The following is a 25,381-nucleotide window of genomic DNA, read 5'->3' as shown; positions in this document are numbered from 1 at the left end:
CCGGTCGAGATGGAGCTAAAATCGGCTTGATCCATGTCCACTTTTTTGGGGGAAGATCAATTCTGGATTGCTTCGCTGCGCTCGCAATGACGGAGTATGATGCAGCATCACGACAAGCACATGCCGGCGCAATCGCCGAAATCATCTGTCCAGGAGGCCTCATGCTCACCGTCCATCATCTCGGCAAGTCGCAGTCCGAGCGAATCGTCTGGCTGTGCGAGGAGCTGGGGATTCCGTACGAGTTGAAGCGCTATGCGCGCGATCCCGTCACCATGCTGGCTCCGGCCGAGTACAAGGCACTGCATCCCGCTGGCACGGCGCCTGTGATCACCGACGGCGAGCTGGTGCTCGCGGAATCCGGCGCCGTCGTCGACTACATCGTTGCAAAATATGGCAATGGCCGACTCGTGCTCGGTCCCACTGATCCCGCCTTCGCGCAGTTTCTGTATTGGCTTCATTTCGCTAACGGCACCCTGCAACCCGGCATGGGGCGGATGATGATCCTGAGCCGGCTGGATCTCGCCAAGGACAATCCGACCCTGCTCGCGATGAAGGGGCGTCTCGATCGGGCCTACGATCTTCTCGACGCAAGGCTTCGCGAGGCCGAGTACCTTGCGGGCAGCGCCTTCACGACCGCCGACATCATGACAGTTTTCTCGCTCACCACGATGCGCTACTTCCAGCCCTATGACCTCCAGCGCTGTCCGAACGTGGTCGAATATCTCGGCCGCATCAGTGCGCGGGCGGGCTATCGGCGTGCGATGGAGAAGGGCGATCCGGGCATGGCGTTGCTCTTGAACTGAGCGGCCGCCCAATCGATCACGCGATCCTGTTCGTGGTGGCCGCCCGCTCCGTCGCCAGCTGATTCTGCAACCGATCGATGTTTTGCAGCAGGCGCTGGCTGGTCAGTACCAGGAAGTAATAGCCGAACTGTGGATCCTGGAAGTAGATCTCGAGCAACCGGTCATAGGTAATCGTCAGCACCTGCCCGTCTTCAATGCACTCGATCGTTCCGGTGCGCCGGTTGCCCGGCGTGAGGAAGCCGAGCTCGCCCATCAGCGCGCCCGGCATGATCTCGATATTGATCTCCTTGACCAGGAACTTGCCGGTGACTGTGAGGAGCATCTCCTTGGCTGGATCGCCGAGTTTGAACAGCGTGTCGCCGCGGCGATATTTGCGTTCGGTCATGAACGGCTTGAGCCATTCGATCGACATGTCGCCTTCGGCCGCATGGCGCGCCTTCTTGACGAGCTTGAGCATCTGCCGCAGGCGCAAGGCATTGATCGGTAGCAGCAGGAGATAGAGCAGGAAGGTCGAGACGTTGGCGGAGAGCGCGCCGAACACGGCGAAGAGCGCGCAGCCGACCATGTTGGCGACGCGCAGCGGCACCATCGTTCGCATCAGGAGGGTGGCGACGAAGAAGCCGGCGCCGACCGCGGCGAACATATTGGCCAGCGTGATGTTCTGGACGAAGATCTCCAGCATCCGATTGAAGATCGAGTCATAGGTCACGTTGTTCGGATCGAGGCCCATCTGGACCAGGATCTTCGCGATCCTGAGATTATCCGTTGCCGCCTCGAGAATGCGATCGAGGATCGACGAAATGTCTGCGCTGCCGGACGGCATGGTACTATCCCCGTGTAAGGCCTTCAGTCACGGTCGTATTCTCGACACCTATAGCCGAAATCGAACGACGACCGCTTGAATGAAGCTTTCGGCCGCCGTGCCGCAAGAGGCAAATTTTAGCCTGATCGGGCGTTTCGGCAATTGCCTGTTTGGCGGTGCGCATGGCCGTGGCGCGCCGCGATTCGGGTACCACCGGGTCCGAGCCTCGGCGTGGTGGACCTCGGCGTCCGACAGGCGGGGCGGGACCAGGCGTGGGCGTGGGGCGATCCCCGCCTTAGGGCTTGGCGGGCGGCACGACCTGCTGCTCGACCAGGCTGAGGTGCCCGGGCAGCGAACCAGCGCGCAGCAGCATGGCGACGCTGTTTGCTTCCTCCAGGGTGAAATTGCCGGAGATCTGGCCTGAGCCGCCGGTGATGGGCTCGCGGATCACGGGGGCGGAGATCACCTTGCCATCGAGCACGATGGCGAAGGGCTTTGCGATATTCTCCTCGGTGATGTGGGCAAAGCGCCGCGTGCCGCGGCCGTTGAAGCGGAACGAGGCGATCGGCTCTTTCGTGGCGCTCGCAAACCCCGGGCCCGCATAGCTGATGTCGTCGCCGTCGAGCACGTTGTCCTTGGCGACCAGATAAAGGGTCTTGTCCTTGAAGCCGGGCAGGACTTCCGTGCCTGTCGGCGGCGTGCCGGATTGCGCCTGCTCCGCCGGCATCGAGAGGTCGATCAGGCGGAAGCCGACCTTGACCCTTCGGGCGAAGACCGCGGTGACGCGCTCGGGCTCCATCACACCGGGCAGGAAGATTCGGATGCGGTCGGTGCCATCGGGCTGGACGCTGGCGAGCTGGACGCCGGCCTCCTTCAGGCGCTGCTCGATCATGGCGATGGCATCTTCGACGAGTTCGTGCAACCGCGCGGCGGATGCCGCATTGGTCGGCGCGAGCCTGACCAGTCCGTCGCCGGCGTCGGTCACGGCGAGTGCATGCGACGGCAATCCTTCCGCTGCCGACGCGAGCTTGCGTGCGAGTTGCTCGCGGCCCTTGACGTCGGCAATCTTCAACTCGACGCCGCCGTCGCGAATCGCGAGACTGGAGAAGGCGATCTTGCCCTCGCGCAGGGTCTTGTAGACGTCGTCGCGCAAATCCGTGACGACGCTCTCGCGCAGGCCATCGGTGTCCACCTTGTAGACGATGCGAGACCCGCCGAGCTTCTCCATCTTGTCGCCGATGAAGGCCGAGATCTTGGCTCGCATCTTGTCGAGCTGACCGTCCTCGGCGAGTGCCGCGCGGGGCAGGGCGATCACCGAAGTCAATATCCCCGTTGTGACGGCGAACGCGATGAACAGCCGGGTGGCGCAATCCCGCGGGGGCGTAGTCATGATAACCTCGAGTCTTGCGGCAGGGCGCTGGCAAGGGCGCTGGCAAGGATGCTGCAATGTGAGTCCGATGCCAGTTCTTGGTCCCCGGATCGGGCGCGCAGGTTCAAAGGCCTGTGCCAGAGCCCATTGTCGCGGACGTCAGATCATGGACGAACGCCAAATCATCCATCATTCTGCCCATGCTCGGCCGGCCAATCGGTCGAGGCCCCGCCAGCCCCAAAAGTCAAAAGACAGGGCGCGGGGACATGCATCTGAGGGAGGACGGAATTCCATGGCGGGCATCCACGCGCTCGATCGGCTCATCGGCAGCGACTATCCGGACCTGGCGACGGACGCCGAAGTTCGGGCCTTCGAGCAGGTCCCTTACGCCGATCGCGTCGCGGCCGAGAGCACTTACGACGCCATCAGGCTCGGGGCGGCCCGTAATCCCGACGGGCCGGCGATCCAGTTCCTGCAAAATGCCGATCCCGCCGACACGCCGGTCGTGGTCACGTACCGCGACTTCATCGCGCGCGTCACGCAGGCCGCCAACATGTTTCACGCGCTGGGCGTGGAGAAGGGCGACGTCGTCAGCTTCATGCTGCCGCTGCTGCCGGACGCCTTCGTAACTCTGTTCGGCGCGGAGGCCGCCGGCATCGCCAATCCCGTCAACCCCCTGCTGGAGCCGCACCAGATCGCGGAGATTCTGGAAGCGGCGAACACAAAAGTCCTGGTGGCGCTCGGGCCGATGCCGGGCACAGACATCTGGCAGAAAGTCGAGCAGATCAGGCCGCAACTCAATCTCAAGGCGATCGTACAGGTGTTCGGTGGCGGTGACCCGGGGAAGGGAGTCTTTGCCTTCAGCGACCTGATCAAGCAGCAGCCTTCGGACCGCCTTGTCAGCGGACGCAAGATTTTAGGCAGCGACATCGCCGCCTATTTCCACACCGGCGGCACCACCGGCACGCCAAAGCTGGTGCGGCACACGCATGTCAACCAAGTCTATCAGGCCTGGGCGCTCAATCTGCTGCTGAATTCGAAGCCGGGCGCCAACATGCTGTTCGGCATGCCGCTGTTTCACGTCGGGGGCTCGTTGACGCAGGTGCTGACGACGCTGTCGGCCGGCGGCTCGCTGGTCGTGCTGTCGCCGAGCGGATGGCGCAATCCGAATGCGGTCAAGAACATCTGGCAACTGGTCGAGCGCTTCAAGCCGGAGGCGCTGTCGAGCGTCCCGACGGTGCTCGCCGCAACGCTCGCGGTGCCGCCTGGCAATACCGACATCTCCAGCCTGAAATATGCAGCTGGTGGCGGCTCGGCGATCCCGGTCGCGGTGGGGTCTGCGATCCAGGACAAGCTCAAGCTGCCGGTCGTCGAGGTCTACGGCATGACCGAGACCTCGAGCGTGCACACGCTGGCCTATCGGTCGCGGCCGATCCGGCTCGGTTCGGTCGGCCTTCCCATGCCTTACGCGCGGGTCCGCATCGTCCAGCTCGATGCCGAGGGCAAGCTGATCCGCGACTGCGCGCCGGACGAGATCGGCGTCGTCATCATGGCCGGTCCAGGCGTGTTCGGCGGCTATCTCAACAACGAGCACAACAAGGGTGCCTTCGTCGATGAGGTCTGGGTCAATTCCGGCGATCTTGGCCGGCTCGATGCCGACGGCTATCTCTGGATCACCGGCCGCGCCAAGGATCTCGTGATCCGCGGCGGCCACAACATCGATCCGGCGCCGATCGAGGAGATCATGTTCCGCCATCCTGCCGTCGGCTTTGCCGCGGTGGTCGGCCAGCCCGACGCCTATGCCGGCGAACTGCCGGTGGGGTATGTGCAGCTGAAGCCGGGCGCGACCGTCGAACCGGGCGAGCTGGAGACATGGGTGCGCGAGCGCACGCCGGAGCGTGCCGCCGTGCCGGTGCAGGTCATAGCGATCGATCCGATGCCGGTGACGGGCGTCGGCAAAGTGTTCAAGCCGCAGCTGCGCTGGGACGCAGCCCAGCGCGTGTTCACGAAGGTGCTGACACCGCTCACTGAGCGCGGCATCGACTGCAAGGTCAGGGTCGGCGCTCACGGCAGCCACGGTTCGATCGCCACCGTGACGCTGGCGGGGCTGCCGGCGGATCAGCGCGAGGCGGTTGCGAGCGAGGTGCACGCACTGCTTGCACCGTTCGTGATGCGCCACGAGGTGGTGCAAATGTGACGGATTCAACAGACGGCTTTGACGTCAGCTCGAAAGCAGGGCGACGCTTCGCCGCATTATCCATACCCCCGACAGAGCCCCCTATGTGACAGATATCACATAGGAAGAATTGGCAATTGAGCGATGCTCCGAATAGTCTCGTGGAATTGCATCCGGGGGGACGCAAGTGATTCCGTTTCGGATTTTTGCTTTGCTGATTTTGGCCATTGGCCTCGCCTGCGGACCGGCCCATGCGGACCGGCGGGTGGCGCTTGTCATCGGCAATTCCGCCTACAAGAGCGCGCCCAAGCTCGGCAACCCCGTCAACGATGCCACTCTGGTCGGCGGCATGTTCAAGAAGGCGGGATTTGATTCCGTCGACGTCAGGCTGGATCTCAGTGCGAGCGAGATGCGGCGCATGTTGCGTGAGTTCGCCGGCAGGACCCGCGATGCCGATATGGCGGTGATCTATTACGCCGGCCATGGCATCGAGCTGGAAGGCACCAACTATCTCATACCGATCGACGCGACGCTGGAGACCGATGGCGACGTGCTCGACGAAACCATCCCGGTCGAGCGCGCGCTGTTCGCGGTTGAGCCGGCCAAGCAGCTGCGCCTGATCATCCTGGATGCCTGCCGCGACAATCCGTTTTCCAAGACCATGAAGCGGACGCTTGCCTCGCGCGCGATCGGACGCGGACTTGCCAAGGTCGAGCCGACCAGCCCGAACACAATGATCGCCTTCGCCGCGAAGGCAGGTTCGACCGCGTCCGATGGTGACTCCAGGAACAGCCCGTTCGCCCTCGCTTTGGTCGAGCACCTTCCGAAGCCGGGGCTCGATTTGCGCAAGGCGTTCGGCTTCGTGCGCGACGACGTGCTCAAGAATACCGGCTACAAGCAGGAGCCCTATGTTTACGGCTCGCTCGGCGGCGACGATGTGCCGCTGGTCGCGACCAAGCCGGCCGCGACCGGGCCGCAGGCCAACCCGCAGGATTCTATTCGCAGGGATTACGAGCTCGCGCTGCAGCTTGCCACGCGCGACGGTTGGGAAGCCTTCCTGGCGCAATATCCCGAAGGTTTCTATGCCAATCTGGCCAAGGGCCAGATGAACAAGATCGCCGCTGAAGAGACGCGCGCGTCGGCCGAGCAAAAAGCGAATGCGGCCGAGCAGCAGAAGGCAAGGCTTATTGCCGAACGCGCCCAGAAGGCCGAGCAGGACAAGGCGGCTGCGGCGGCCAAGGCGGCCGAAGAGGCAAGGATCGTGGCGGAGAGGCAGAAACAGATCGAGCAGGCAAGGGCGGACGCGGCGGAGCAGCAGCGCAAGGCGGCCGAGGCGGCAGCAGCAAAGGCGCAGGCCGAGAAACAGGCGGCGGAGAAGGCCAAAGCCGAGCTTGCCGCCAGGCACGCGGCCGAGAAGGCGGAGCAGGCAGCAAAGCCGGCTGCCGATCGGCAGACGTCTGAGGTCGAGCAAAAAGTTGCAGCCCTTGCGCCGGCGCCGGCACCCACATTGTCGGCGGCTGATCTGGCAAAATCACTGCAGAGCGAATTGCGCCGTGTCGGCTGCCTGTCCGCCACGGCCGACGGCGACTGGAGCGCCGCATCGCAGCGTTCGCTGACACTGTTCAACAAATATGCCGGCACCCAATTCGACGCCAAGCTTGCAAGCGTCGACGCGCTCGATGCGCTGAAGGCGAAGCCGGGACGGGTCTGCCCCCTGGTTTGCAATTTCGGCTTCAAGGCCGACAGCGATCAATGCGTCAAGATCACCTGCCGCGCCGCCTACCGCGTCGGTGACGACAACGAATGCGAGAAGGTGCCCGAGAAGAAGCCGGTCGCGACGCGAGACGATTCGAGGAAGCGGGACGCGGACCGGAAGGCCTCGGAATCGGCGCCCTCGAAGCCCGAAGCCAGTGGGCAGATTTTTTGCAGTTCATCCGGCTGTCGTCCGGTGCAGAAAGGATGCAGACTCGTGGCCGGGGCTACGCCCTCAAGATATAACGCCACCGTAGGAAGTGGCAATTATGAGGTCTGCAACTGATCGCGCAGTCGATCCAAAACCGCGGATGAATCGCGTGAACATCGCCCGATATCTCTTCCTGTTCATATTTGCGGCTCTTTGCACTTGCGAGCCGGCTCAGGCCGACAAGCGCGTCGCGCTCGTGATCGGCAATTCCGCTTACAAGAACGCGCCGCGGCTCGCGAACCCGGTGAACGACGCCGGACTCGTCGGCGGCATGCTCAGGAATGCGGGTTTCGATACGGTCGAGATCAAGCTGGACCTCAATGCCAGCGAAATGCGGCGATCGCTACGCGAGTTCGCGGCCAGGACGCGCGATGCCGACATGGCGGTGATCTATTATGCGGGCCACGGCATCGAGCTGGACGGCAGCAACTATCTCGTTCCGACCGATGCCATGCTGGAAACTGACGGCGACGTCCTCGACGAGACGATCGCACTCGATCGCGCGCTGTACGCGGTCGAGCCGGCCAAACAACTCCGTCTCGTCATCCTCGATGCCTGCCGCGACAATCCTTTCGCCAAGACGATGAAGCGCACTTTGGCCTCGCGCGCGATTGGTGGCGGGCTTGCCAAGGTCGAGCCGACCAGTCCGAACACGATGATCGCGTTTGCGGCCAAGGCAGGGTCGACCGCGTCTGATGGCGACTCCCGCAACAGCCCGTTCGCGGTCGCGCTGACCGATCATCTGCCGAAGCCCGGGCTCGACCTGCGCAAGGCGTTCGGGTTTGTCCGAGACGATGTCTTGAGGAAGACCGGCAACAAGCAGGAGCCGTATGTCTATGGCTCCCTGGGCGGCAGCGATGTGCCGCTGGTGCCGGCAAGGCCGGCCGCCGCAGCCGGTCCGCAGGCAAATCCGCAGGACAGTGTGCGCAAGGACTACGAGCTCGCCCTTCAGGCCGGCCTGCGTGAAGCCTGGGAAGCATTCCTCCAGACCTATCCGGACGGCTTTTACGCCAACCTCGCCCGCGTGCAGTTGAAGAAGATTGCCGCCGAGGAGGATCGCACGGCCGCGACCGAGAAGGCGCGTCTGGCCGAACAGGAGAAGGCGAGGCTCGCGACCGAACGCGCCCAGAAGGCCGAGCTGGAGAAAGCCGCCGCTGCTGCCAAAGCCGCGGAGGAGGCGAGGATCGCGGCCGAGAAGGCCAAGCAGATCGAGCAGGCCAAGGCGGAAGCGGCCGAACGAGATCGCAAGGCAGCGGAAGCTGCCGCGGCCAAGTCGCTGGCTGAGAAGCGGGCGCTCGACAAGGCGGCGGCCGAGGCCGCCGCGAAGCAGGCCGCGGACAAGCAGGCGGCTGATGCCGAAAGCAAGAAGGTCGCCGCGCTGTCGCCGCCGCCAAGCTCCCCGCCGCCCGGCGATCTCGCGAAATCGGTTCAGAGTGAACTGCGCCGCGTCGGCTGTCTTTCGGCCGCCCCGGACGGCGACTGGAACGCCGCAACGCAGCGCTCGCTGACGCTGTTCAACAAATATGCCGGCACTCAATTCGACGCGAAGTTCGCGAGCGTCGACGCGCTCGATGCGCTGAAGGCGAAGCCGGGACGCGTCTGCCCGCTGGTATGCAATTTCGGCTTCAAGGCCGATGGCGATCAATGCGCGAAGATCACCTGCCGCGCCGGCTATCACGTCGGTGACGAGAACGAGTGCGAGAAGGTGCCGGAGAAGAAGCCCGTCGCGACGCGCGAGGATTCCCGGAAGCAGGATGCCGAGCGCAAGCAGACCGAGGCTGCGCCATCAAAACCGCAGGCGTCGGGACAGATCATCTGCAACTCTGCCGGTTGTCGGCCGGTGCGGCCCGGATGCAAACTTGCGAGCGGGGTTACTTTTGGAAGGGGCAACGGCTCCCCAAATGGCGGCGGCGGCAACTACGAGACGTGCAATTGATTCCTGCCAAGTTAATCGGAGGGTAGCAAAGACGGGAAGCGCCGTGCCCACCATTTCCGGAGCGGGTCGCGGGTGGTGGGCACGCTTTCGCCTTCGCTCTTCGAGCTACGGCGGACAAGTCGCTTTGCCTACCCTACGGATCGCGAATGCGGCGCTAACCCGCCGGCATCCTTGTTTCGATCAGGCGCACCCAGAACGAGGCGCCGTGGCCGAGGATGTTGTCGTTGAAGACATAGGACGGGTGGTGGCATTCGTTGCCGTCGCCCATGCCGACCAGGACCATCGCGCCGGGACGCGCCTCCAGCATGAAGGAGAAATCCTCGGCGCCCATCATGGGAATGAACTTGTCGTTGACGCGCTCGGCACCGACGATGTCGCGGGCGACGTCGGCGGCAAGGCCGGCCTCGCGCGCATGGTTCATCGTCACCGGATACATGCGCGTGTACTTCGTCTCGGCCGAGCCGCCATAGGCGCGGGCGACGCTGTCGGCGACTTCGCCGATGCGGCGCTCGACCAGATCGCGCACCTCAGGGTCGAGCGTGCGCACGGTGCCGCCGAGCTCGGCGATCTCCGGAATAATGTTGAAGGCCGTGCCGGAGTGAAATTGCGTGATCGAGATGACGGCGGATTTCAGCGGATCGACGTTGCGCGCGACGATCGATTGCAGCGCGTTGACGATCTGCGCGCCGATCAGCACGCTGTCGATCGACTTGTGCGGACCCGCGCCGGCGTGGCCGCCCTTGCCGTGGACCGTGATCTGGATGTTGTCGGAGGAGGCGAGCATCGCGCCGGGCGTGGTGGCGAAATGGCCTTCGGGCAGGCCCGGCATGTTGTGCATGCCATAGACCTCCTGGATGTTCCAGCGCGTCATCAGCCCGTCCTCGACCATCGCCTTGCCACCGCCGCCGCCTTCTTCCGCGGGCTGGAAGATCACCACGGCCGTGCCGTCGAAGTTGCGCGTCTCGGCGAGATATTTGGCGGCGCCGAGCAGCATGGCGGTGTGGCCGTCATGACCGCAGGCGTGCATCTTGCCGGGGACCTTGGAGGCATAGGCGACGCCCGACGTCTCCATGATCGGCAGCGCGTCCATGTCGGCGCGCAGGCCAATGGTCTTGCCGGAGGCGGATTTGCGGCCGCGGATCACACCGACGACGCCGGTGCGCCCGATGCCCGTCACCACCTCGTCGCAACCGAACTCGCGCAAGCGATCGGCGACGATGCCGGCAGTGCGGTGGACGTCGTATTGCAGTTCCGGGTTCTCGTGGAAGTCATGGCGCCAGGCGGCCATTTCGTCGGAGAGGGCGGCAACGCGGTTGACGATGGGCATGAGGAAGGTCCGCCTTGATTTGTAGCCCGGATGAGCGAAGCGAAATCCGGGATCTTTGTGGGAGAAGTCCCGGGTGTCGCTGCGCTCACCCGGGCCACCAATGACGCTCAGCTCTCGCCGAACACGCGCTTGAAGATCGTGTCGACGTGCTTGAAGTGATAGCCGAGGTCGAACTGCTCCTCGATCTCGGCGTCGGTGAGATACTTCTTCACGTCAGCGTCCTTCTTCAGGAGCTGGAGGAAGTCGCCTTCGCCGCGCCAGACCGGCATGGCGTTGCGCTGCACGAGCTTGTAGGCGTCCTCGCGGCTTGCGCCCTTCTGCGTCAGCGCCAGCAGAACGCGCTGCGAATGCACGAGGCCGCCGAGGCGGTCGAGGTTCTTCTGCATGTTGGCGGGGTACACCAGCAGCTTGTCGATCAGGCCGGCGAGGCGCACCAGCGCGAAGTCGAGCGTCACGGTCGCGTCGGGGCCCATCATGCGCTCGGCAGAGGAGTGAGAGATGTCGCGCTCGTGCCAGAGCACGACGTTCTCCAGCGCCGGCGTCACATAGGCGCGCACCATGCGCGACAGCCCGGTGAGGTTTTCCGAGAGCACCGGATTGCGCTTGTGCGGCATCGCGGACGAACCCTTCTGCCCTTCGGAGAAGAACTCCTCGGCTTCGAGCACTTCGGTGCGTTGCATGTGGCGGATCTCCACCGCGAAACGCTCGACCGAGGACGCGATCACGCCGAGCGTCGAGAAATACATCGCGTGGCGGTCGCGGGGGATCACCTGCGTCGAGATCGGCTCGGGTACGAGGCCCATGGCCTTGGCAACATGCTGTTCGACCCGCGGGTCGATCTGGGCAAAAGTGCCGACCGCGCCGGAGATGGCGCAGGTCGCGACTTCCTTCCGCGCCGCGATCAGGCGCTCCCTGGCGCGCGAGAATTCCGCATAGGCATAGGCGAGCTTGAGGCCGAAGGTCACGGGTTCGGCGTGGATGCCGTGGCTGCGGCCGATGGTTGGCGTCATCTTGTGCTCGAGGGCGCGCTTCTTCAGCGCCGCCAGCACCTTGTCGAGGTCGGCGAGCAGCAGGTCGGCGGCGCGGGTGAGCTGGACGTTGAGGCAGGTGTCGAGCACGTCGGAAGAGGTCATGCCCTGATGCACGAAGCGCGCTTCGGGGCCGACGATCTCGGCGAGGTGGGTGAGGAAGGCGATGACGTCGTGCTTGGTCTCGCGCTCGATCTCGTCGATGCGGGCGACGTCGAAAGTGGCGTCCTTGGCCTTGGCCCAGACCGTCTTGGCGGCCTCCTTGGGAATCGTGCCGAGCTCGGCAAGGGCGTCCGCCGCATGCGCCTCGATCTCGAACCAGATCTTGAACCGGGTCTGCGGCTCCCAGATCGAGGCCATTTCCGGGCGGGTATAGCGGGGGATCATTGGACTGCTCCAGGAAGGTGGGCGGGCGACCCAAAGGGCGACACCGGCCAGAATGTTTTTTACGCCGTGATCTAGCAGAGCGGGGAGGGCGAAACAAACGGCGCCGGCAAGGTAGCGGGGGATGATTGGGCTGGGCGAGGTTCATCGCCCCGGACGTGGCGGGCGACGGGCCAGCCCGGCGCCCCGGAGCTGCAGAAATTAACTGTCAATCACGAACCATTGACTGACAGATATTGAAATCTGTCAGCGAGACGTGTATATCCGTTCTCGGACGCTCCAATTGGGCGTCTGGCGGCATCCCGGGAGCCCGACGTCCCAAGCAAATGGGGGATTGAGGGCCGCAATTGAACAACGGGGACCGCCAATTGATTGGAGACTTACGACAATGACGACCGAAATCATCAATTTGACCGGGACGATTGGGCACTGGCTCAATTTACTGGTGGCGCGCCAAATCGCGGCGCAGGCTGCAAAACTGCCTCATTAGGGCGAGAGCTTTCCGAAACGACCGGCACGGGCGCTTCGGAAGCAGCTCCGTCGCCGGGTAACTGAGCCCTCAACGGGAACATGGTGCTGGCATGAACGAAGCCGTTATCTTGACGCCGGAGCGGATCCTCGAAGTCACCGAGGACGTGCTGCGGCGTTACGGACTCGCCAAGGCCACCGTGGTCGACGTCGCCCGCGCGCTTGATGTGAGCCACGGCAGCGTCTACCGCCATTTCCCGAGCAAGGCCTCGCTGCGCGAGGCTGTCGCCAAACGCTGGCTGGACCGCATCGACGCCCCCTTACGCCAACTCGCCGAAGAGCAGGGCCCGGCGCCGGCGCGGCTCGACCGCTGGCTGCGCACCCTGTTCGCCGCCAAGCGTTCGCGCGTGCTCGACGACCCCGAGATGTTCGAGACCTATCTGACTCTGGCGCGCGAGGCCTGTGCAGCCGTCAAGTGTCACAAGGACACCATGATCGACCAGATCGCGGCGATCCTGACCGACGGCGTGAAGCAGGGCGTGTTCGAGGTGGGCGACGTCAAGGCCACCGCACGCGCCATCTTCGATGCGACCGTCCGCTTCCACCATCCGGCCCACGCCGACGAGTGGAAGGACGCCGATCTTTCGGCGCGTGTCGATGCGACGCTGGCGCTGGTATTGCGCGGGCTGAAGGCGGCGTGAGGTTGCGGAGCCAACGCGTATCGCAGCTTGGCGCTTGATCCGCTCCTGCTCATGCCTTTGGCAGGATGACGGGCTTGGCCTCGACGATTCTCTCGTGACCACCATCCCATCATCCTGCTTGGCTGTGAGCCGTCAGATGACGAAGTCCGTTGGATGCAGGGCCGCCGTGTGCACGCCGTCCAACGTGATCGTATCGTTGGCGGTGAGGTGGATCACGGCATCGCCGGCGCTATTGTCGCCGATGAGGCTGGAGACGGCTGCCCAGTCTGCGAAGCCGTAGTCATGCAGGTTGATCAGGTCATGTTCGGTGGTGGTGCTGCCGACAGCCTGGTTGCCTTGATTGAAGTCGTTGATGATGTCCTGGCCAGAGCCCGTGTTGAAGACGAACGTGTCGTTGTTGGGCCCGCCCCACAGGAGATCATTGCCGGCGCCACCGTTGAGGGTATCCGTGCCTCCGGTGATCGAGCCGGGTGAGGAAGGAGCGTAGCTCATCGCATCGCCCGCCAGGCGATCGGGGCTCGATCCGCCGGTGAGGATGTCGTTCCCGCCGTGAGCATTGCCCGACATCGTGGGAGCGTCACCGTACAATGTCGTGCTGAAAGCAGCTCGCTCGCCATCGACGACGGCGGTGAGGATATCGTTCCCGCCCTGGGCATTGTCGGACATGGACGTTCCCGAATCCCCCGACAGGCTTCCTCCCCCGAGCTGGGCGTCGCTGCTCGCCGCAAAGGTCAGGATGTCGTTTCCGCCAACCGCATTGTCGGTCATGGCGCCAATGGCATCGCCGCTGAGTGCGTCGCCGCCGCCATTTATCCCATAATCCGTCGCGCTCAGCGTATCATTTCCGCCGTGCGCATTGCCGCTCATGGCACCACCAGCGTCCCCGCTGAGCGACCCGAACGATCTCCAACCGGTCGACGCCGTCAGTGTGTCATTTCCGCCTCCCGCGTTGCCCGACATGTCGCCTTGGACATCGCCATAGAGATAAACATTGGTGTAGAGCGAGTTGTGGGCATCGACATTGAGGGTGTCGTTACCGCCCTGGCTGTTGTCCGCCATGGATTGGGCATCGCCAACGGCAACGGCACTATCCCAGCCGCCATCCACGCTCACCAGGAGACTGTCGTTTCCTCCGTGAGAATTGCCATGCATGGCCACCAGGTCTTCCCCAACGAGCGTCACGTTCGAGTTGAGACTCGATATGGCTGCCGTCAGCGCATCGTTTCCGCCCCAGTCATCGGTTGCCAACCCGGGATCTCCGAGCACGGTCATGGACTGCCCGAAGTCCGGCAGTGTGACTGCGATTGTGTCGTTTGGCAGTTGGTGCATGTCGCTTCACTCCGATTTCATTTCAGTCGCGGGGCCTGAAAGCAGCGGAGCTCTTTGCGAGACGCGCTGTGGCCGCGCTTGACGTCGAATCTGCTCGGAGTTGATGGCGGAGATTTGCTTTGGGTTGGATTTCATTGCGACCAAAGGAACTTCGGCGCGGGGTGGCGGAACTCGGCCGACGCTAGAAATTCGTCAGCCCGCAAGCCGCTGCGAGCCGCACGAGCTGCGCATCCGTACGCGCGCCGGTCTTCGTCTTGATCAGATAGTGATAGTTCTGCACCGTCTTGACGCTCACGCTGGTATTGCGCGGGCTGAAGGCGTAGGCCAACTTCCTTCACGCGTTCCGAAGCCGTCACACCTGACGTGACCTGTCGCGGTTCTATCTCAGACCTTATGGGCAACGCCATTGCCGAGCGAGCGCGGATGATGGGTCTTTTTTCGCGCGCGTAGGGCGGCGTTGGCCGATGGCACGACCGACGGGCTTTCCGGATAGGTATTGACTTCGATTTCGACCACGTCCTTTGACCGCTTTCGAAGGCGGTAGAACGCAAGTTCCTGTTCGAGAATGGGGCAGTGGAATTGGATCGTCGCTGTGTCTGGCAGACGGCAGAGTTCATCGATGAGCTCGCCGACAGTGATGATCGGGGGATGATGGATGGCTTCGCGGATAGCCTTACTCATGGCGCAACTCCCTCACTCCGCTACTAACCACGGCGCGACGGCGTCAGTTCCAATTCTATCCGGCCACACGTGATCTAAAGGTGCGAGCCGCGCGCCAGCGCCCTAAAGCGCGGGTGCCAACCGCGAGCTGCGCAACCGCAATATGCCGAACGGGTCTTCACGCCCCGCGAGTTTGCGATAGGTCGCAAGGTCGTCAAGCGTCGGACCTTCCCCGCGTCTGACATTCACGCCCGCAACCGTTGCAACCGGAATCGACGTGCCGAGGCCTGCGTAGAGATAGTTGTCGCCGAACGCCGTCTTGAGCGCGGCAAAAGTCGGCTCACCGGTGCAATGTCCCGGGGCTACGCTGTCGACCTTGAATCTGTCCTTCAGGGCGGTAACGACTTTCGCGATAGCTTCGTCAGGTGCGACGACCAGATGAAATCCTCCCGCGATGAGATGAATCCTGGGATTGATACCCGTCGCCGCTTCGACGATGCGCTCGATCCCGGGGTGCGAGCAACCGACCAGAAGGACCAAGCCGTCGGTCGTGTTGACGGCCAAGGACAGCTCCTTGAGTTCTCTCGTCCCCGGTGCGTCGGAAATCAGCGAGATAAGTGTGATACCGGGAGCGATCTCGGTGGTCTGATCGATCAGTTCGAAGTTCGCGTGGGCCCATGCCGTGCCGAACTTCATCGTCGCGGGAGGTTTGCCGGCATAGTACCGCATCTCTGGCGGCAAGGCCTCGTCTTTGCGGTAGAAGCTGGACGGCAAGGACGAGCCGTAGATGCCAAATCCCTCCTTTGGCGCGTAGATCTTGACGGTTGGATTGATGCTCAGGAGGTAGGACAAGCCCGCCATGTGATCGGAGTGGCGGTGCGAAAGAACGACAAAGTCGAGGTCCGAGAGATCAACTCCCTTGGCCTTCACGTTCGCCGCGAATATTTCGGGATCGTTACCCGTATCGAACAGGATGCGTTTTCCCGCGATTTCGACAAGGGCGGAGAAACCCCAGTCCTTTGTCATCGCGTCATTGGTGCCGAAGGCGTCATAGAGAATGGTGATCTGGTCTTTCGCCTCAGCTGCCGCGCTTTCCGTAAGCCCGGTCGCGAAAACGCTGGAGGCGATCAGTGCTGCAAGAAGACTGTCCCTGATGTTCATGAAAGCGTCTCCTGTTGTCGTGCAAGACATACAACGGGAACGAGGGCGGCTTCGAGAGCCGTCCAAATTGGCTCCAGTCGAAAGATCGGAGCCGGACACACATCCACTGGCCGCTTGATGCTGGATGCCGTGCCTGTGGTGGAGCGTAGCACAATCTAAGAGAGACTTGGAGACCTTCGTTGGGGGTGGCCAGTCGGGACCAGATATTCTGGTCGCAGCGAACGGCACGCCGTCACCCTCTAGATCTTCGTCAGTCCGCAATTCGCCGCCAATCGTACGAGCTGCGCATCCGTGCGCGCGCCGGTCTTGGTCTTGATCAGATAGTGATAGTTCTGCACCGTCTTGACGCTGAGATTGAGATGCGTTGCGATCTGTTCGGTCGTGGCGCCGCCGGCGAATTGGCGCAGAATCTCGATCTCGCGTTCTCCCAGTTGATCCAGCGCAGAGCCCGCCGACAGGCTGTCCTCGGCCAGGATGTGCGCGATGTCGTCGCTCATGGCGCGTTCGCCGCGCGCCACGCTGCGGATCGCGGACACGACCGCGGACGGCTCGCTACTTTTGGTGACGAAGCCGCTGGCGCCGGCACTGAAGGCTGCCTTCACCAGCACGGCCTCGTTGTGCATGGTGAAAACGAGGATCCGCGCCCGCGGGCTGCGCGCGCGGATGTTGCGGATGGCTTCCAGCCCGCTCGCGCCGGGCATGGAGATATCCAGCAAGACCACATCGGGATCGCGCGCCTTGAAGGCGCTGTAGGCATCCGCGGCGTTGTCGGCTTCCGCCACGACATGCAGATCGCCCTGGCTCTCCAGCACGCGCCGATAGCCCTGCCGCACGATCGGATGGTCGTCGACCAACAGCACGGAGATGCCTGTTGCCATAATCTCGTTCATCCCGGCCTCACGCGGCGAGCGGGATGGTGGCGGCGATGCTGAGTCCGCCTCGGGCGGGCAGGATCGAGAATGATCCGCCGGCTCCTGCGACGCGCTCGCGGATGCCGGTGAGGCCGAAGCCCACCGACTGCGCAACGCGTGCCGCGTCGCCGCCGCCATCGTCATCGACACGGATCAGCAATGCATCGTCGTCGCCCGTGCGCCGCTCGACGTGCAGAGAAATCTCGCGTGCCGTGCCGTGGCGCAGCGCGTTGGTCAGGCATTCCTGCGCGACGCGATAGGCGGTGGTCGCGGCCGGGCCGCTGATGTCGGTGAGGTCGCCCCTGAGATCGAGCTGAATCGTCGGCCGCACCGAGCTCTGCGAGCGCCAGCTATCCACCAAATTCACGAGGCTCGCCTCCAGTCCAAGCTCGGCGGGCAGGGGATTGCGCAGGCGCTTCAGCGCGTCGCGCAGCGAGGCCATCAGATGATGCGTGGCCTGCGAGATCATCCGCGCGTCCTGCACGATGTCGTTGCGCTTGTCTGCCTTCGTGCTCGCCGTCTCGATGGTGTTGGCGAAGGCGAGGATGGCCGAGAGATTTTGTCCGAACTCGTCGTGCAACTCGCGGGCGAGCGCGCGGCGTTCGTCGTCGCGGATCTCGATCAGGCGCCGCGTCAGCGCCGCGCGCTGTTCGGTCGCTTCCTCCAACCGGCCGCCGAGCTCGTCGACGGCGCTGCCGATCATCGCCAGCTCCATCGAGCGGAAGCGCGGCAGTTTCGTCCGATACTGACCGCGGGCCATGCGCTGCAAGGCGGTCACGATCGTGCGCGCCGGCGCCAGCGCATGCGCAATCGCGAGCGAAGCCAGGAGCGCGATCGCCGCCGCCATCAAAAGCGCCACGTCGATCACGTTGAGGATGTACTCCCAGGCGAGCGAGATGGCGGCCGCTTCATCCGGCGTCGCGACCACCGTTCCGGCGGTCGCCGCGCGGGGACTGACCGGCCGTATCACTTCGGCATGGCTGCCAAGGAAGGTCGGCACAATCGACGCGAACCAGCGCGGCGGCGCCTTGCCGAGCCCCTCACTCTGGCCGCAGAGCGGCTTTTCGAATGCGATGGCAGGTTGGAATTCGACGCAGACGCCAGGGGAGATCAGCTTCATCGTCTCCAGTGTGCGCCACTCCGGAACCGGCAGAAGCTGCTCGCGTGTTCTGCTGCTACGCAACAAGAATTCGTGCCAATACAGGGCCTGAAGCGCCTGGGCGACCCGCTGCGCCGAGGCCGCGGTCGCCCGGTCGACGCTGCGATAGGCGTCGAACGTGGCCCAGATGGTCGCCGCACCAAGGCAGAGCACGACGATGAGAAACAGACGGGCGACAAGCTGAAGCACAAGGCGCATGCGATCACCCCAAAGTTTGCTAAGGTCAGCCTAACAACGCCGCCGCGCCTTGCCAATTGCGGGGATCGGCAGGATGGCAGCTCGGGCAAATTTCCCAAGCCGGATTGGGCATGGCTCTTTGGACCGGGCGCGGCGGCTTTGATCTAATGGGCGGTATTCACGGCCAGGAGCGGTGCAGCATGAGTTCGATGACAATTGGGCCGATCGCGGGGCCTGCTGCCGACCCATCCGAGCGCAGTGCGCTCCTGTTCTGGATGATCTTCACCGGGCTTTCGATCTTCGCCGTCGTGCTGCTGTGGCGGTTCGGCCTGATCCGCCTGATGCTGACCTCGGACCGGACCTACATTTCCAGCTTGATCGCGCTGCTCTATGTCGTCACTTGCGGTCACTGCTTCCTGCGTACGCGGGCCATTGCCCGTGAGGGCGCGGCAGCCCGGCGCTGCCGCGCGGTGCTCGCGGCGCTCGAGGGCGGCAGGGCGCTCGAGGCCGGCGGCGCAGCCGCGCTGCCACGCGGGCTGGTGCGGGACCACATCGAGAGCCTCGTGACCAAGGCCGCGGCGCAGGATTACCGCCCGGTGGACCAGACGCTATTGCTGCGCACGCTCGCCGACCGGCTGCGCGGCTCCAACGGCTTCGGCGCCTTCGTCTCGGATACGCTGATGAAGCTCGGCCTGCTCGGCACCATCGTCGGCTTCATCATCATGCTGGCGCCGATCGCGGGGCTGGATGCCGCTGACAAGGTCGCGATGCGATCCTCGATGGGGTTGATGAGCGACGGCATGGCGGTCGCGATGTACACGACGCTGGCGGGTCTCGTCGGCTCGATCCTGGTCCGCATCCAGTATTACATGCTGGATGCCGCGACCCAGAAGGTGTTCTCGGATGCAGTGGTGCTGACCGAGACCTATGTGACGCCGGTGCTGGAGCGCAAGGGTTCTGGAATCAAGGGTGCTGGAATCGCGACATGATGGATGATTTCGGTCTCTATCCGCGCGAGGAGCCGTTCGATCCCTTGGGCGTGATGCTGTTCAAGGCGCTCCAGGTGATCGCTTTCCTGTTCTTCCTCGCGCTGCTCGCGGTCTCGCCGGACGCCAAGGACGGCAAGATCGATTCCAAGGCCGAGTTCATGATCACGCTGGACTGGCCGGACAGCCACCCCGACGATCTCGACCTGTTCGTGCAGGATCCCGCCGGCAACATCGCCTGGTATCGCCACCGCGAGGCCGGCTTCCTCACGCTCGACCGCGACGACCGCGGCGGAGCCAACGACTTCATCATGGTCAACGGCAAGAAGATTGCTTCGCCGATCCGCGAGGAGATCGTCACGGTGCGCGGCATCGTCGCCGGCGAATACACCGTCAATGTCTCACATTTCGTGGCCACCACCGGCGAGCCCGTGACGGCCAATGTGAAGGTGCAAAAACTCAATCCGACGGCGCAGGTGATCTTCGATAACAAGTTCACGGTCGATCACACCGGCGACGAGAAGACCGCGGTGCGGTTCCGGCTCGATGCCGAAGGCAAGGTCGTCAATGTGGACCAGCGGCCGAAATCGCTGCTGGAGACGTTCCGCAGCGGCTGGCGCAACGGCGCCGATCTCGACCCGAACACCGGTGTGAGCAAGAACGCTGTGAGAGTGCGCCGTGACTAGCTTGCAGACGGTCATCCTCACGCTATCGATAGCCTACGCCGTCATCGGCGCGCTGCTGCTGGTCGTGCTCGTCTATGCGCGGCTGCACTGGTCGGTCAAGGCCGTCGCGGTGGTCGTGACCAGCGCCTTCTATGTCGTCAGCTTCACGGAAATGCGCGGGCTGCTCGGCTGGGCCAGCGCCGACCGGCTGCCGGCCTCCTTCAAGCTGCTGAAGGCCCGCATCGTCGAGCCGCATTCGCTGGAGGGCGATCCCGGCTCGATCTATCTCTGGGTCGAGCAGCTCGACGAGGACAATCGGCCGAGCGGCATCCCGCGCGCCTTTCGTGTGCCCTACAATGACAGGCTGGCCGACAAGACCCACGCGGCGGAGAACGAGATCGCGCTGGGACATCCGCAAGGCGGCCGGGCCGCGGATTTCGGCGGCGGCGATGGCAGCCTCATCGACATGGTCAGGGAATATGTGACGCCCAAGACCATCATGGAGACGAGCGGAGGCGATTCCTCGACCGGCGAATTCCTGGCCCCACCCGCCGGCGCGCAGGGCGCCGTGTTCACGCCGCTGCCGCCGCCCCGGATGCCGCCGAAGGACGAGCAATAGGCTCTTCACCATCGCAACAGGGCAGTGCTGGCAAACCGCGCGCCGCTGGCGCATGTTCTTGACCTCCCTCAATTTGGCCTTATCGGCTCCCAATAAGGTTCGAGGGTGGAGGGTGCGTGCTTCTCGCTGTCTTCTCGGATATCCACGGCAACCGGCAGGCGTTCGAGGCGTGCCTGAAAGTCGCGCGGGCGCGTGGCGCCGAGCGCTTCATCCTGCTTGGCGACTTCGTCGGCTATGGCGCCGATCCGGAATGGGTGGTGGATACCGCGATGGAGCTGGTCGCCCAGGGCGCCGTCGCCGTGCGCGGCAATCATGACCAGGCGGTGAATTCCTCGGCCGAGACCATGAATGCTGAGGCGCAAATCGCGATCGAATGGACCCGCGGCCGGCTCGACACCGCGCAGCGGCGGTTCCTGGCGGAATTGCCGATGCTGGTGGAGGACGGCGATCGCCTGTTCGTGCATTCGGAAGCCTCCAGCCCCCGGAGCTGGCACTATGTCCGATCGACCGCCGACGCCGCCAAAAGCCTGATCGCGACGCCAGCTCATGTCACGTTCTGCGGCCACATCCACCGCCCGGCGATCTATTCGATGTCGGTGACGGCGAAGATGTCGGGACTCGTGCCCAAGACCGACGTCTCCGTACCGCTGCTGCGCGGGCGGCAATGGCTTGCTGTGCTCGGCTCGGTCGGCCAGCCGCGCGATAGCGATCCATCCGCGGCTTTCGCGCTGTTCGACACGGTCTCGTGCCAGATCACCTATTGCCGCGCGCCCTACGACGTCGAGACGGCCGCGAACCGGATCCGTGAGAACGGCCTGCCGCATTGGCTCGCCGACCGGCTGTCGCAGGGGCGCTAGAGGCCGATGCCGAAACCCCTCGTCAAATCAGGCGCAGCGATCGACGGCTACACGATCGGCGAATGCGTCCATGCCGGCGGAATGGCGACGCTGTGGACCGTCACCCGTCCCGGCCTCGACGTGCCGCTGCTGATGAAAATTCCGCGGGTGTCGGAGGGCGAGGACCCTGCCGCGATCGTCTCCTTCGAGATGGAGATGATGATCCTGCCGCGGCTGGCCGGGCCGCACGTGCCCTCATGTTTCGGCACCGGCGATTTCGCCCACCAGGCCTATGTCGTGATCGAGCGCATCTCCGGGACCACGCTTTACAAGCGGTTGCCCGACCTGCCGCTGCCGTATGACGAGGCGCGGCAGCTCGTCGCCAGGATCGCGACGGGGCTCGCGGATTTGCACCGGCAGAACGTGATCCATCACGACATCAAGCCGAGCAGCATCATGTTCCGCGAGAGCGGCGAGGCGGTGCTGATCGACTATGGCCTGTCGCATCACAACCATCTGCCGGACCTGTTGCAGGAGGAATTCCGCCTTCCTTACGGCACCGCGCCCTATATGGCGCCGGAACGGCTGTCGGGGGTGCGCGACGATCCGCGCAGCGATCTGTTCTCGCTTGGCGTGCTGCTCTATTTCTTCACGACCGGCGAGCGGCCGTTCGGCGAGGGCGAGACGCTGCGTGCGATGCGGCGCCGGCTGTGGCGCGATCCGCACCCGCCGCGCGGCTTGCGCGCCGACTATCCGCCCTGGCTCCAGGAGGTGGCGCTGCGATGCCTCGAGATCGAGCCGGTGCGGCGCTATCCGACGGCGTCGCAACTCGCCTTCGATCTGACCCATCCGGACCAAATCAGGCTCACGATGCGCTCGGAGCGAATGAAGCGCGATCCGCTCAGCGTCGCATGGCGCCGCCGGTTCAACCAGGGTGTCATGGCGCCCCGCGCGAAATCGGATGTCGCAGCCCAAATCGCATCGAGCCCGATCGTTGCGGTCGCGCTCGATACGGCGGAAGGCGAGCCGGAGTTGAACGAGGCTCTGCGCATGACGACGGAACGCATTCTCGCCACGCTGCCGTCGGCGCGGCTCGCATGTCTCAACGTGCTGAAGCTCAACCGCATCGCGATTGACAGGACGCTGGATGAGCAGGGCTCCAACAAGCATATCGACCGGTTGGTGGCGCTCAGGCACTGGGCCACTCCGCTCAAGCTCGATGAGAGCCGGCTGTCGGCTCACGTGCTGGAAGCCGTCGATCCCGCGGCGGCCATCCTGGAGTTTTGCGAGGTCAACCACGTCGACCACGTCATCATCGGCGCGCGGCAGGGCTCGTTCCGGCGCACGCTGCTCGGCAGCGTCTCGGCCAAGGTGGCCTCGGAAGCGGCCTGCACCGTCACCGTGGTCCGGCCGCCGCGAATGGCTGCGGATGCGGGCGAGGAGGTCGGATAGGGCAGCGCTCTGGATCGTGGAGGTTCAGGCCGCGTGAGCGGTGTGGACGGAGCGCTTACGACGGATCGGCCAGGAGAATTGCGGGCCGGGCTCGCCGTGATCCGCGCTGCCGCCGAAGAACTGGATGATCTCGCGGCAGGGCTCGCAGTTGAACAGATTACGCGACGCGGATGCCTTGGTCATTTCCTTCAGGCAGTTCGGGCAATGCGGCTTCATGAGCTTGGTCCAGAAAAGAATTCATTGCCGGCGCGGTGACCGGAGCGGGTGATCCAGGCCCGTCTCGGGCCCGGTGTCGTCGCGCATCTCGCCTTCGGTGCGTTCGAGCCGACCGAAGAAGAAATCGAGGTCGGGATGTGGGCGCCGCGGGATGCGGCACCGACGCTTCGGCTGACGCTTCACGAGCGCGATCTGCATGGGGTCAGGCCCGATACCAGTCGCGACGGGCGATGCGGGTCGAGCGTACCGAGACCTTCACCGGTCCGGCCGATGGACCAAACACAACAAACGCACAAAAACCAAGCCACAACGCCACGCCAGTCCAAACCAGGGTCGTCGTCATGATGTGCTCCCGCGAAAACAGGCAAGAATCACTAGCGGTGATTTGCGCGAATCAGGGAAGCCCGGAGGAGTACGGATCAAGGTTGCAAATTTAGGCATTGCGCGCCGCAGCACCCGTAGAAGCCGCACGTCTGCGGAGCTGAGCGGGCCCTCAGATCGCCTCGCCGCGTGCACCCGCGGCGGCGTTGCGGATTGCGGCGATGTTGGTCTTGTAGGCGTCCTGCGTGCCGCCCCTGAACACGGACGTGCCGGCGACGAAGGCGTTGGCCCCGGCCGCGGCCAGGGGACCTGCGACGTCGGCGCCGACGCCGCCATCGACCTCGATGTCGATCGGGCGGCCCGCTGTCATTGCGCGGATGTCGCGGATCTTGCCGATCGCGGAGGGGATGAAGGCCTGGCCGCCGAAGCCGGGATTGACCGACATCACCAGCACGAGGTCGACCAGGTCCAGGACGTATTCGAGCGCGCTGATCGGCGTGCCCGGATTGAGCGAAACGCCGGCCTTCTTGCCGAGTGCGCGGATCGCCTGAAGCGAGCGGTGCAGATGAGGACCGGCCTCGGCATGCACGGTGATGTGGTCGCAGCCGGCTTTCGCGAAGGCCTCGAGATAGGGGTCGCAGGGCGAGATCATCAGATGCGCGTCGAAGATCTTCTTGGTGTGCGGACGCATCGCCTTGATGACGTCGGGGCCATACGAGATGTTGGGAACGAAGTGCCCGTCCATGACGTCGAGATGGATCCAGTCGGCTCCGGCGGCGTCCACGGCGCGCACCTCCTCGCCGAGCCTGGAGAAATCCGAAGCCAGGATCGAGGGCGCGATTGCCAGGGGGCGGGGAGCGAAGGCTTGGGTCATGGCGGTTTCCCGTGGCGGCCGTGAAAGAAAGATGGACTCGCCTAACATGGGCCTCTCAGCCGGGCAATGCAGGGGCGGCGTGCTTCCTGTGGGCGGAAATTTCTGCCGCGCCCGGCATGAATTGCCGGTGTTCCCGGCCGTGCAAAGTGCGGTGAAAGCGGATTTCATTGAGCTTTTTGCGCTGGCACGGCGCTTGCTGACTTCACCTGAACAGAACATTGGCCGCGGCATGCCGCATCGGTTGGAGTTGTGCAATGTTGTTCGCTCTTGGGGCCGTATCGAGCGCGCTCGACGCGATCCAGTCGCTGACAAATTCGAAATCGTCCACGTCGACGCAGAAGACGGGGTCCTCGCAAAAGCCTGCGACCAATCCGTTCGCGATCGACAGCGGCAGCAACAGCACGACCGGCGCGACCTCATCGGTCAATGCGGGCAAAACCCCGCAGATCTCGCCGGAGACGATGAACGCGCTGTTCGCCGCGCAGAGCCAATCCTCGGACAGCACCGGCAGCGCCGCCAGCTCGACCTCGTCGAGTTCGACGTCCTCGTCCTCGACGCGCCGCGACGCCGCCCTGAAGGATCTGTTCTCGCAGATCGATGGGGACGGCGACGGCAAGATCACCAAATCGGAATTCGAGAATGCGCTCGGTGCCGGCGGCACCAACCTCGCGCAGGCCGACGACGTTTTCTCGAAGCTGGATTCGAACACGGACGGCAGCGTCAGCCTCGATGAGATGTCGAAGGCGCTGAAGAGCGGCCATCGCGGCCACCATCACGCGCAAGGTGCGGGCGATGCGTCCGGCAGCGGCTCGGATTCCTCCTCGCAGGCCAAGGGCGGCTCGACCTCGACCTCGACGACCGGCGCCGACGGATCGACCACCACCACCGTCACCTACGCCGACGGCTTCAAGATGTCGACGACGGTCCCGGGCGCCTCCAGCTCTCGTAATTCGGCGTACGATCTGTTCGCGCAGTTGATGCAGCGGCAGGGCGGGCAGGGACAAGGCGCCTCAGCGACTGCAGGTTCATCGATGTCGATGAGCGTGTAACCCTGCTCA

The 25,381-nt window shown here is 64.2% G+C and carries 24 protein-coding genes and 1 pseudogene; 11 read left to right on the top strand and 14 right to left on the bottom strand.

Features of this window, described 5'->3' with window-relative positions; all coding sequences use genetic code 11:
• Positions 1–161 precede the first annotated feature (161 nt).
• A complete protein-coding gene (locus tag AC0L30_RS35850) occupies positions 162–803 on the top strand; it encodes a glutathione S-transferase family protein (protein ID WP_473255776.1) in 642 nt (213 codons plus the stop codon).
• Positions 804–819: 16 nt separating this feature from the next.
• Here AC0L30_RS35850 and AC0L30_RS35845 read toward each other — a convergent pair whose 3' ends face one another.
• Entirely contained in the window at positions 820–1,626 is an 807-nt protein-coding gene (locus AC0L30_RS35845; protein WP_219684973.1) for a Crp/Fnr family transcriptional regulator, read from the bottom strand.
• A gap of 274 nt (positions 1,627–1,900) precedes the next feature.
• A complete protein-coding gene (locus AC0L30_RS35840; protein ID WP_354128084.1) occupies positions 1,901–2,995 on the bottom strand; it encodes a SecDF P1 head subdomain-containing protein in 1,095 nt (364 codons plus the stop codon).
• A 271-nt stretch (positions 2,996–3,266) separates the two neighbouring features.
• On the opposite strand from AC0L30_RS35840, the gene AC0L30_RS35835 reads away from it, so the two are divergent.
• The 3 genes from AC0L30_RS35835 to AC0L30_RS35825 all read left to right on the top strand — a co-directional run bounded on the left by AC0L30_RS35835 (position 3,267) and on the right by AC0L30_RS35825 (position 9,049).
• Positions 3,267–5,171: an acyl-CoA synthetase gene (locus tag AC0L30_RS35835; RefSeq protein ID WP_354128085.1), complete on the top strand. Its 1,905-nt coding sequence runs from the start codon at positions 3,267–3,269 to the stop codon at positions 5,169–5,171.
• A gap of 193 nt (positions 5,172–5,364) precedes the next feature.
• Entirely contained in the window at positions 5,365–7,188 is a 1,824-nt protein-coding gene (locus AC0L30_RS35830; protein ID WP_376707535.1) for a caspase family protein, read from the top strand.
• Positions 7,189–7,213: 25 nt separating this feature from the next.
• Entirely contained in the window at positions 7,214–9,049 is a 1,836-nt protein-coding gene (locus tag AC0L30_RS35825; protein WP_354128117.1) for a caspase family protein, read from the top strand.
• A 154-nt stretch (positions 9,050–9,203) separates the two neighbouring features.
• Here the strand turns inward: AC0L30_RS35825 and AC0L30_RS35820 are convergent, their stop codons facing one another.
• Entirely contained in the window at positions 9,204–10,376 is a 1,173-nt protein-coding gene (locus tag AC0L30_RS35820; RefSeq protein WP_354128086.1) for a M20 aminoacylase family protein, read from the bottom strand.
• 107 nt (positions 10,377–10,483) lie between these two features.
• Entirely contained in the window at positions 10,484–11,791 is a 1,308-nt protein-coding gene (gene purB, locus AC0L30_RS35815) for an adenylosuccinate lyase (RefSeq protein WP_007602341.1), read from the bottom strand.
• Positions 11,792–12,369: 578 nt separating this feature from the next.
• Here purB and AC0L30_RS35810 point away from each other — a divergent pair.
• On the top strand, positions 12,370–12,957 hold the full coding sequence (locus AC0L30_RS35810) for a TetR/AcrR family transcriptional regulator (protein ID WP_007602348.1): 588 nt from the start codon (positions 12,370–12,372) through the stop codon (positions 12,955–12,957).
• Between the two features lie 132 nt (positions 12,958–13,089).
• Here the strand turns inward: AC0L30_RS35810 and AC0L30_RS35805 are convergent, their stop codons facing one another.
• From AC0L30_RS35805 to AC0L30_RS35780, 6 genes and pseudogenes are all read right to left on the bottom strand, one after another.
• Positions 13,090–14,286, bottom strand: coding sequence for a calcium-binding protein (locus tag AC0L30_RS35805; RefSeq protein WP_219684968.1), 1,197 nt, complete (start codon positions 14,284–14,286; stop codon positions 13,090–13,092).
• A gap of 181 nt (positions 14,287–14,467) precedes the next feature.
• Positions 14,468–14,584: pseudogene (locus AC0L30_RS35800) on the bottom strand (DNA-binding response regulator); the annotation flags it as partial.
• 86 nt (positions 14,585–14,670) lie between these two features.
• Positions 14,671–14,967 (bottom strand): hypothetical protein, encoded by a 297-nt coding sequence (locus AC0L30_RS35795; RefSeq protein ID WP_007602351.1) that lies wholly within the window; start codon positions 14,965–14,967, stop codon positions 14,671–14,673.
• A 102-nt stretch (positions 14,968–15,069) separates the two neighbouring features.
• Positions 15,070–16,107, bottom strand: a complete 1,038-nt coding sequence (locus tag AC0L30_RS35790) for an MBL fold metallo-hydrolase (RefSeq protein ID WP_007602353.1) — start codon at positions 16,105–16,107, stop codon at positions 15,070–15,072.
• 239 nt (positions 16,108–16,346) lie between these two features.
• A complete protein-coding gene (locus tag AC0L30_RS35785; protein ID WP_007602355.1) occupies positions 16,347–16,997 on the bottom strand; it encodes a response regulator in 651 nt (216 codons plus the stop codon).
• A 7-nt stretch (positions 16,998–17,004) separates the two neighbouring features.
• Complete coding sequence (locus AC0L30_RS35780; protein WP_354128087.1) at positions 17,005–18,375, bottom strand: sensor histidine kinase; 1,371 nt, start codon at positions 18,373–18,375, stop codon at positions 17,005–17,007.
• 179 nt (positions 18,376–18,554) lie between these two features.
• On the opposite strand from AC0L30_RS35780, the gene AC0L30_RS35775 reads away from it, so the two are divergent.
• The 5 genes from AC0L30_RS35775 (at position 18,555) to AC0L30_RS35755 (ending at position 22,912) form a co-directional block, all read left to right on the top strand.
• Positions 18,555–19,343: a MotA/TolQ/ExbB proton channel family protein gene (locus AC0L30_RS35775; protein ID WP_007602359.1), complete on the top strand. Its 789-nt coding sequence runs from the start codon at positions 18,555–18,557 to the stop codon at positions 19,341–19,343.
• A complete protein-coding gene (locus tag AC0L30_RS35770; protein WP_354128088.1) occupies positions 19,340–20,026 on the top strand; it encodes a hypothetical protein in 687 nt (228 codons plus the stop codon). The genes AC0L30_RS35775 and AC0L30_RS35770 overlap by 4 nt, the downstream gene beginning before the upstream one ends.
• Positions 20,019–20,624, top strand: a complete 606-nt coding sequence (locus tag AC0L30_RS35765; protein WP_354128089.1) for a hypothetical protein — start codon at positions 20,019–20,021, stop codon at positions 20,622–20,624. The genes AC0L30_RS35770 and AC0L30_RS35765 overlap by 8 nt, the downstream gene beginning before the upstream one ends.
• 116 nt (positions 20,625–20,740) lie before the next feature.
• Positions 20,741–21,481, top strand: a complete 741-nt coding sequence (locus tag AC0L30_RS35760; protein ID WP_354128090.1) for a metallophosphoesterase family protein — start codon at positions 20,741–20,743, stop codon at positions 21,479–21,481.
• A 6-nt stretch (positions 21,482–21,487) separates the two neighbouring features.
• The gene (locus AC0L30_RS35755) at positions 21,488–22,912 is read left to right on the top strand and encodes a bifunctional serine/threonine-protein kinase/universal stress protein (RefSeq protein WP_219684963.1); all 1,425 of its coding nucleotides are present in this window, start codon (positions 21,488–21,490) and stop codon (positions 22,910–22,912) included.
• 24 nt (positions 22,913–22,936) lie between these two features.
• Here AC0L30_RS35755 and AC0L30_RS35750 read toward each other — a convergent pair whose 3' ends face one another.
• The 4 genes from AC0L30_RS35750 to rpe form a co-directional block, all read right to left on the bottom strand.
• A complete protein-coding gene (locus AC0L30_RS35750; RefSeq protein WP_007602380.1) occupies positions 22,937–23,128 on the bottom strand; it encodes a hypothetical protein in 192 nt (63 codons plus the stop codon).
• Positions 23,129–23,149: 21 nt separating this feature from the next.
• Positions 23,150–23,326: a hypothetical protein gene (locus AC0L30_RS35745; RefSeq protein ID WP_219684962.1), complete on the bottom strand. Its 177-nt coding sequence runs from the start codon at positions 23,324–23,326 to the stop codon at positions 23,150–23,152.
• Positions 23,327–23,330: 4 nt separating this feature from the next.
• Entirely contained in the window at positions 23,331–23,471 is a 141-nt protein-coding gene (locus AC0L30_RS35740; protein WP_354128091.1) for a hypothetical protein, read from the bottom strand.
• A 150-nt stretch (positions 23,472–23,621) separates the two neighbouring features.
• Positions 23,622–24,323 carry a ribulose-phosphate 3-epimerase gene (gene rpe / locus AC0L30_RS35735; RefSeq protein WP_354128092.1) on the bottom strand — a complete coding sequence of 234 codons (702 nt, stop codon included), beginning with the start codon at positions 24,321–24,323 and terminating at the stop codon, positions 23,622–23,624.
• Positions 24,324–24,577: 254 nt separating this feature from the next.
• Between rpe and AC0L30_RS35730 the strand changes: the two genes are divergently transcribed.
• Positions 24,578–25,372: an EF-hand domain-containing protein gene (locus AC0L30_RS35730; protein WP_354128093.1), complete on the top strand. Its 795-nt coding sequence runs from the start codon at positions 24,578–24,580 to the stop codon at positions 25,370–25,372.
• The last annotated feature ends 9 nt before the right edge of the window (positions 25,373–25,381 follow it).

The organism is Bradyrhizobium sp. MI1.11, assembly GCF_055811255.1.
Note: the sequence above shows the minus strand (reverse complement) of the source record. Positions and strands in the feature narration are given on the sequence as shown.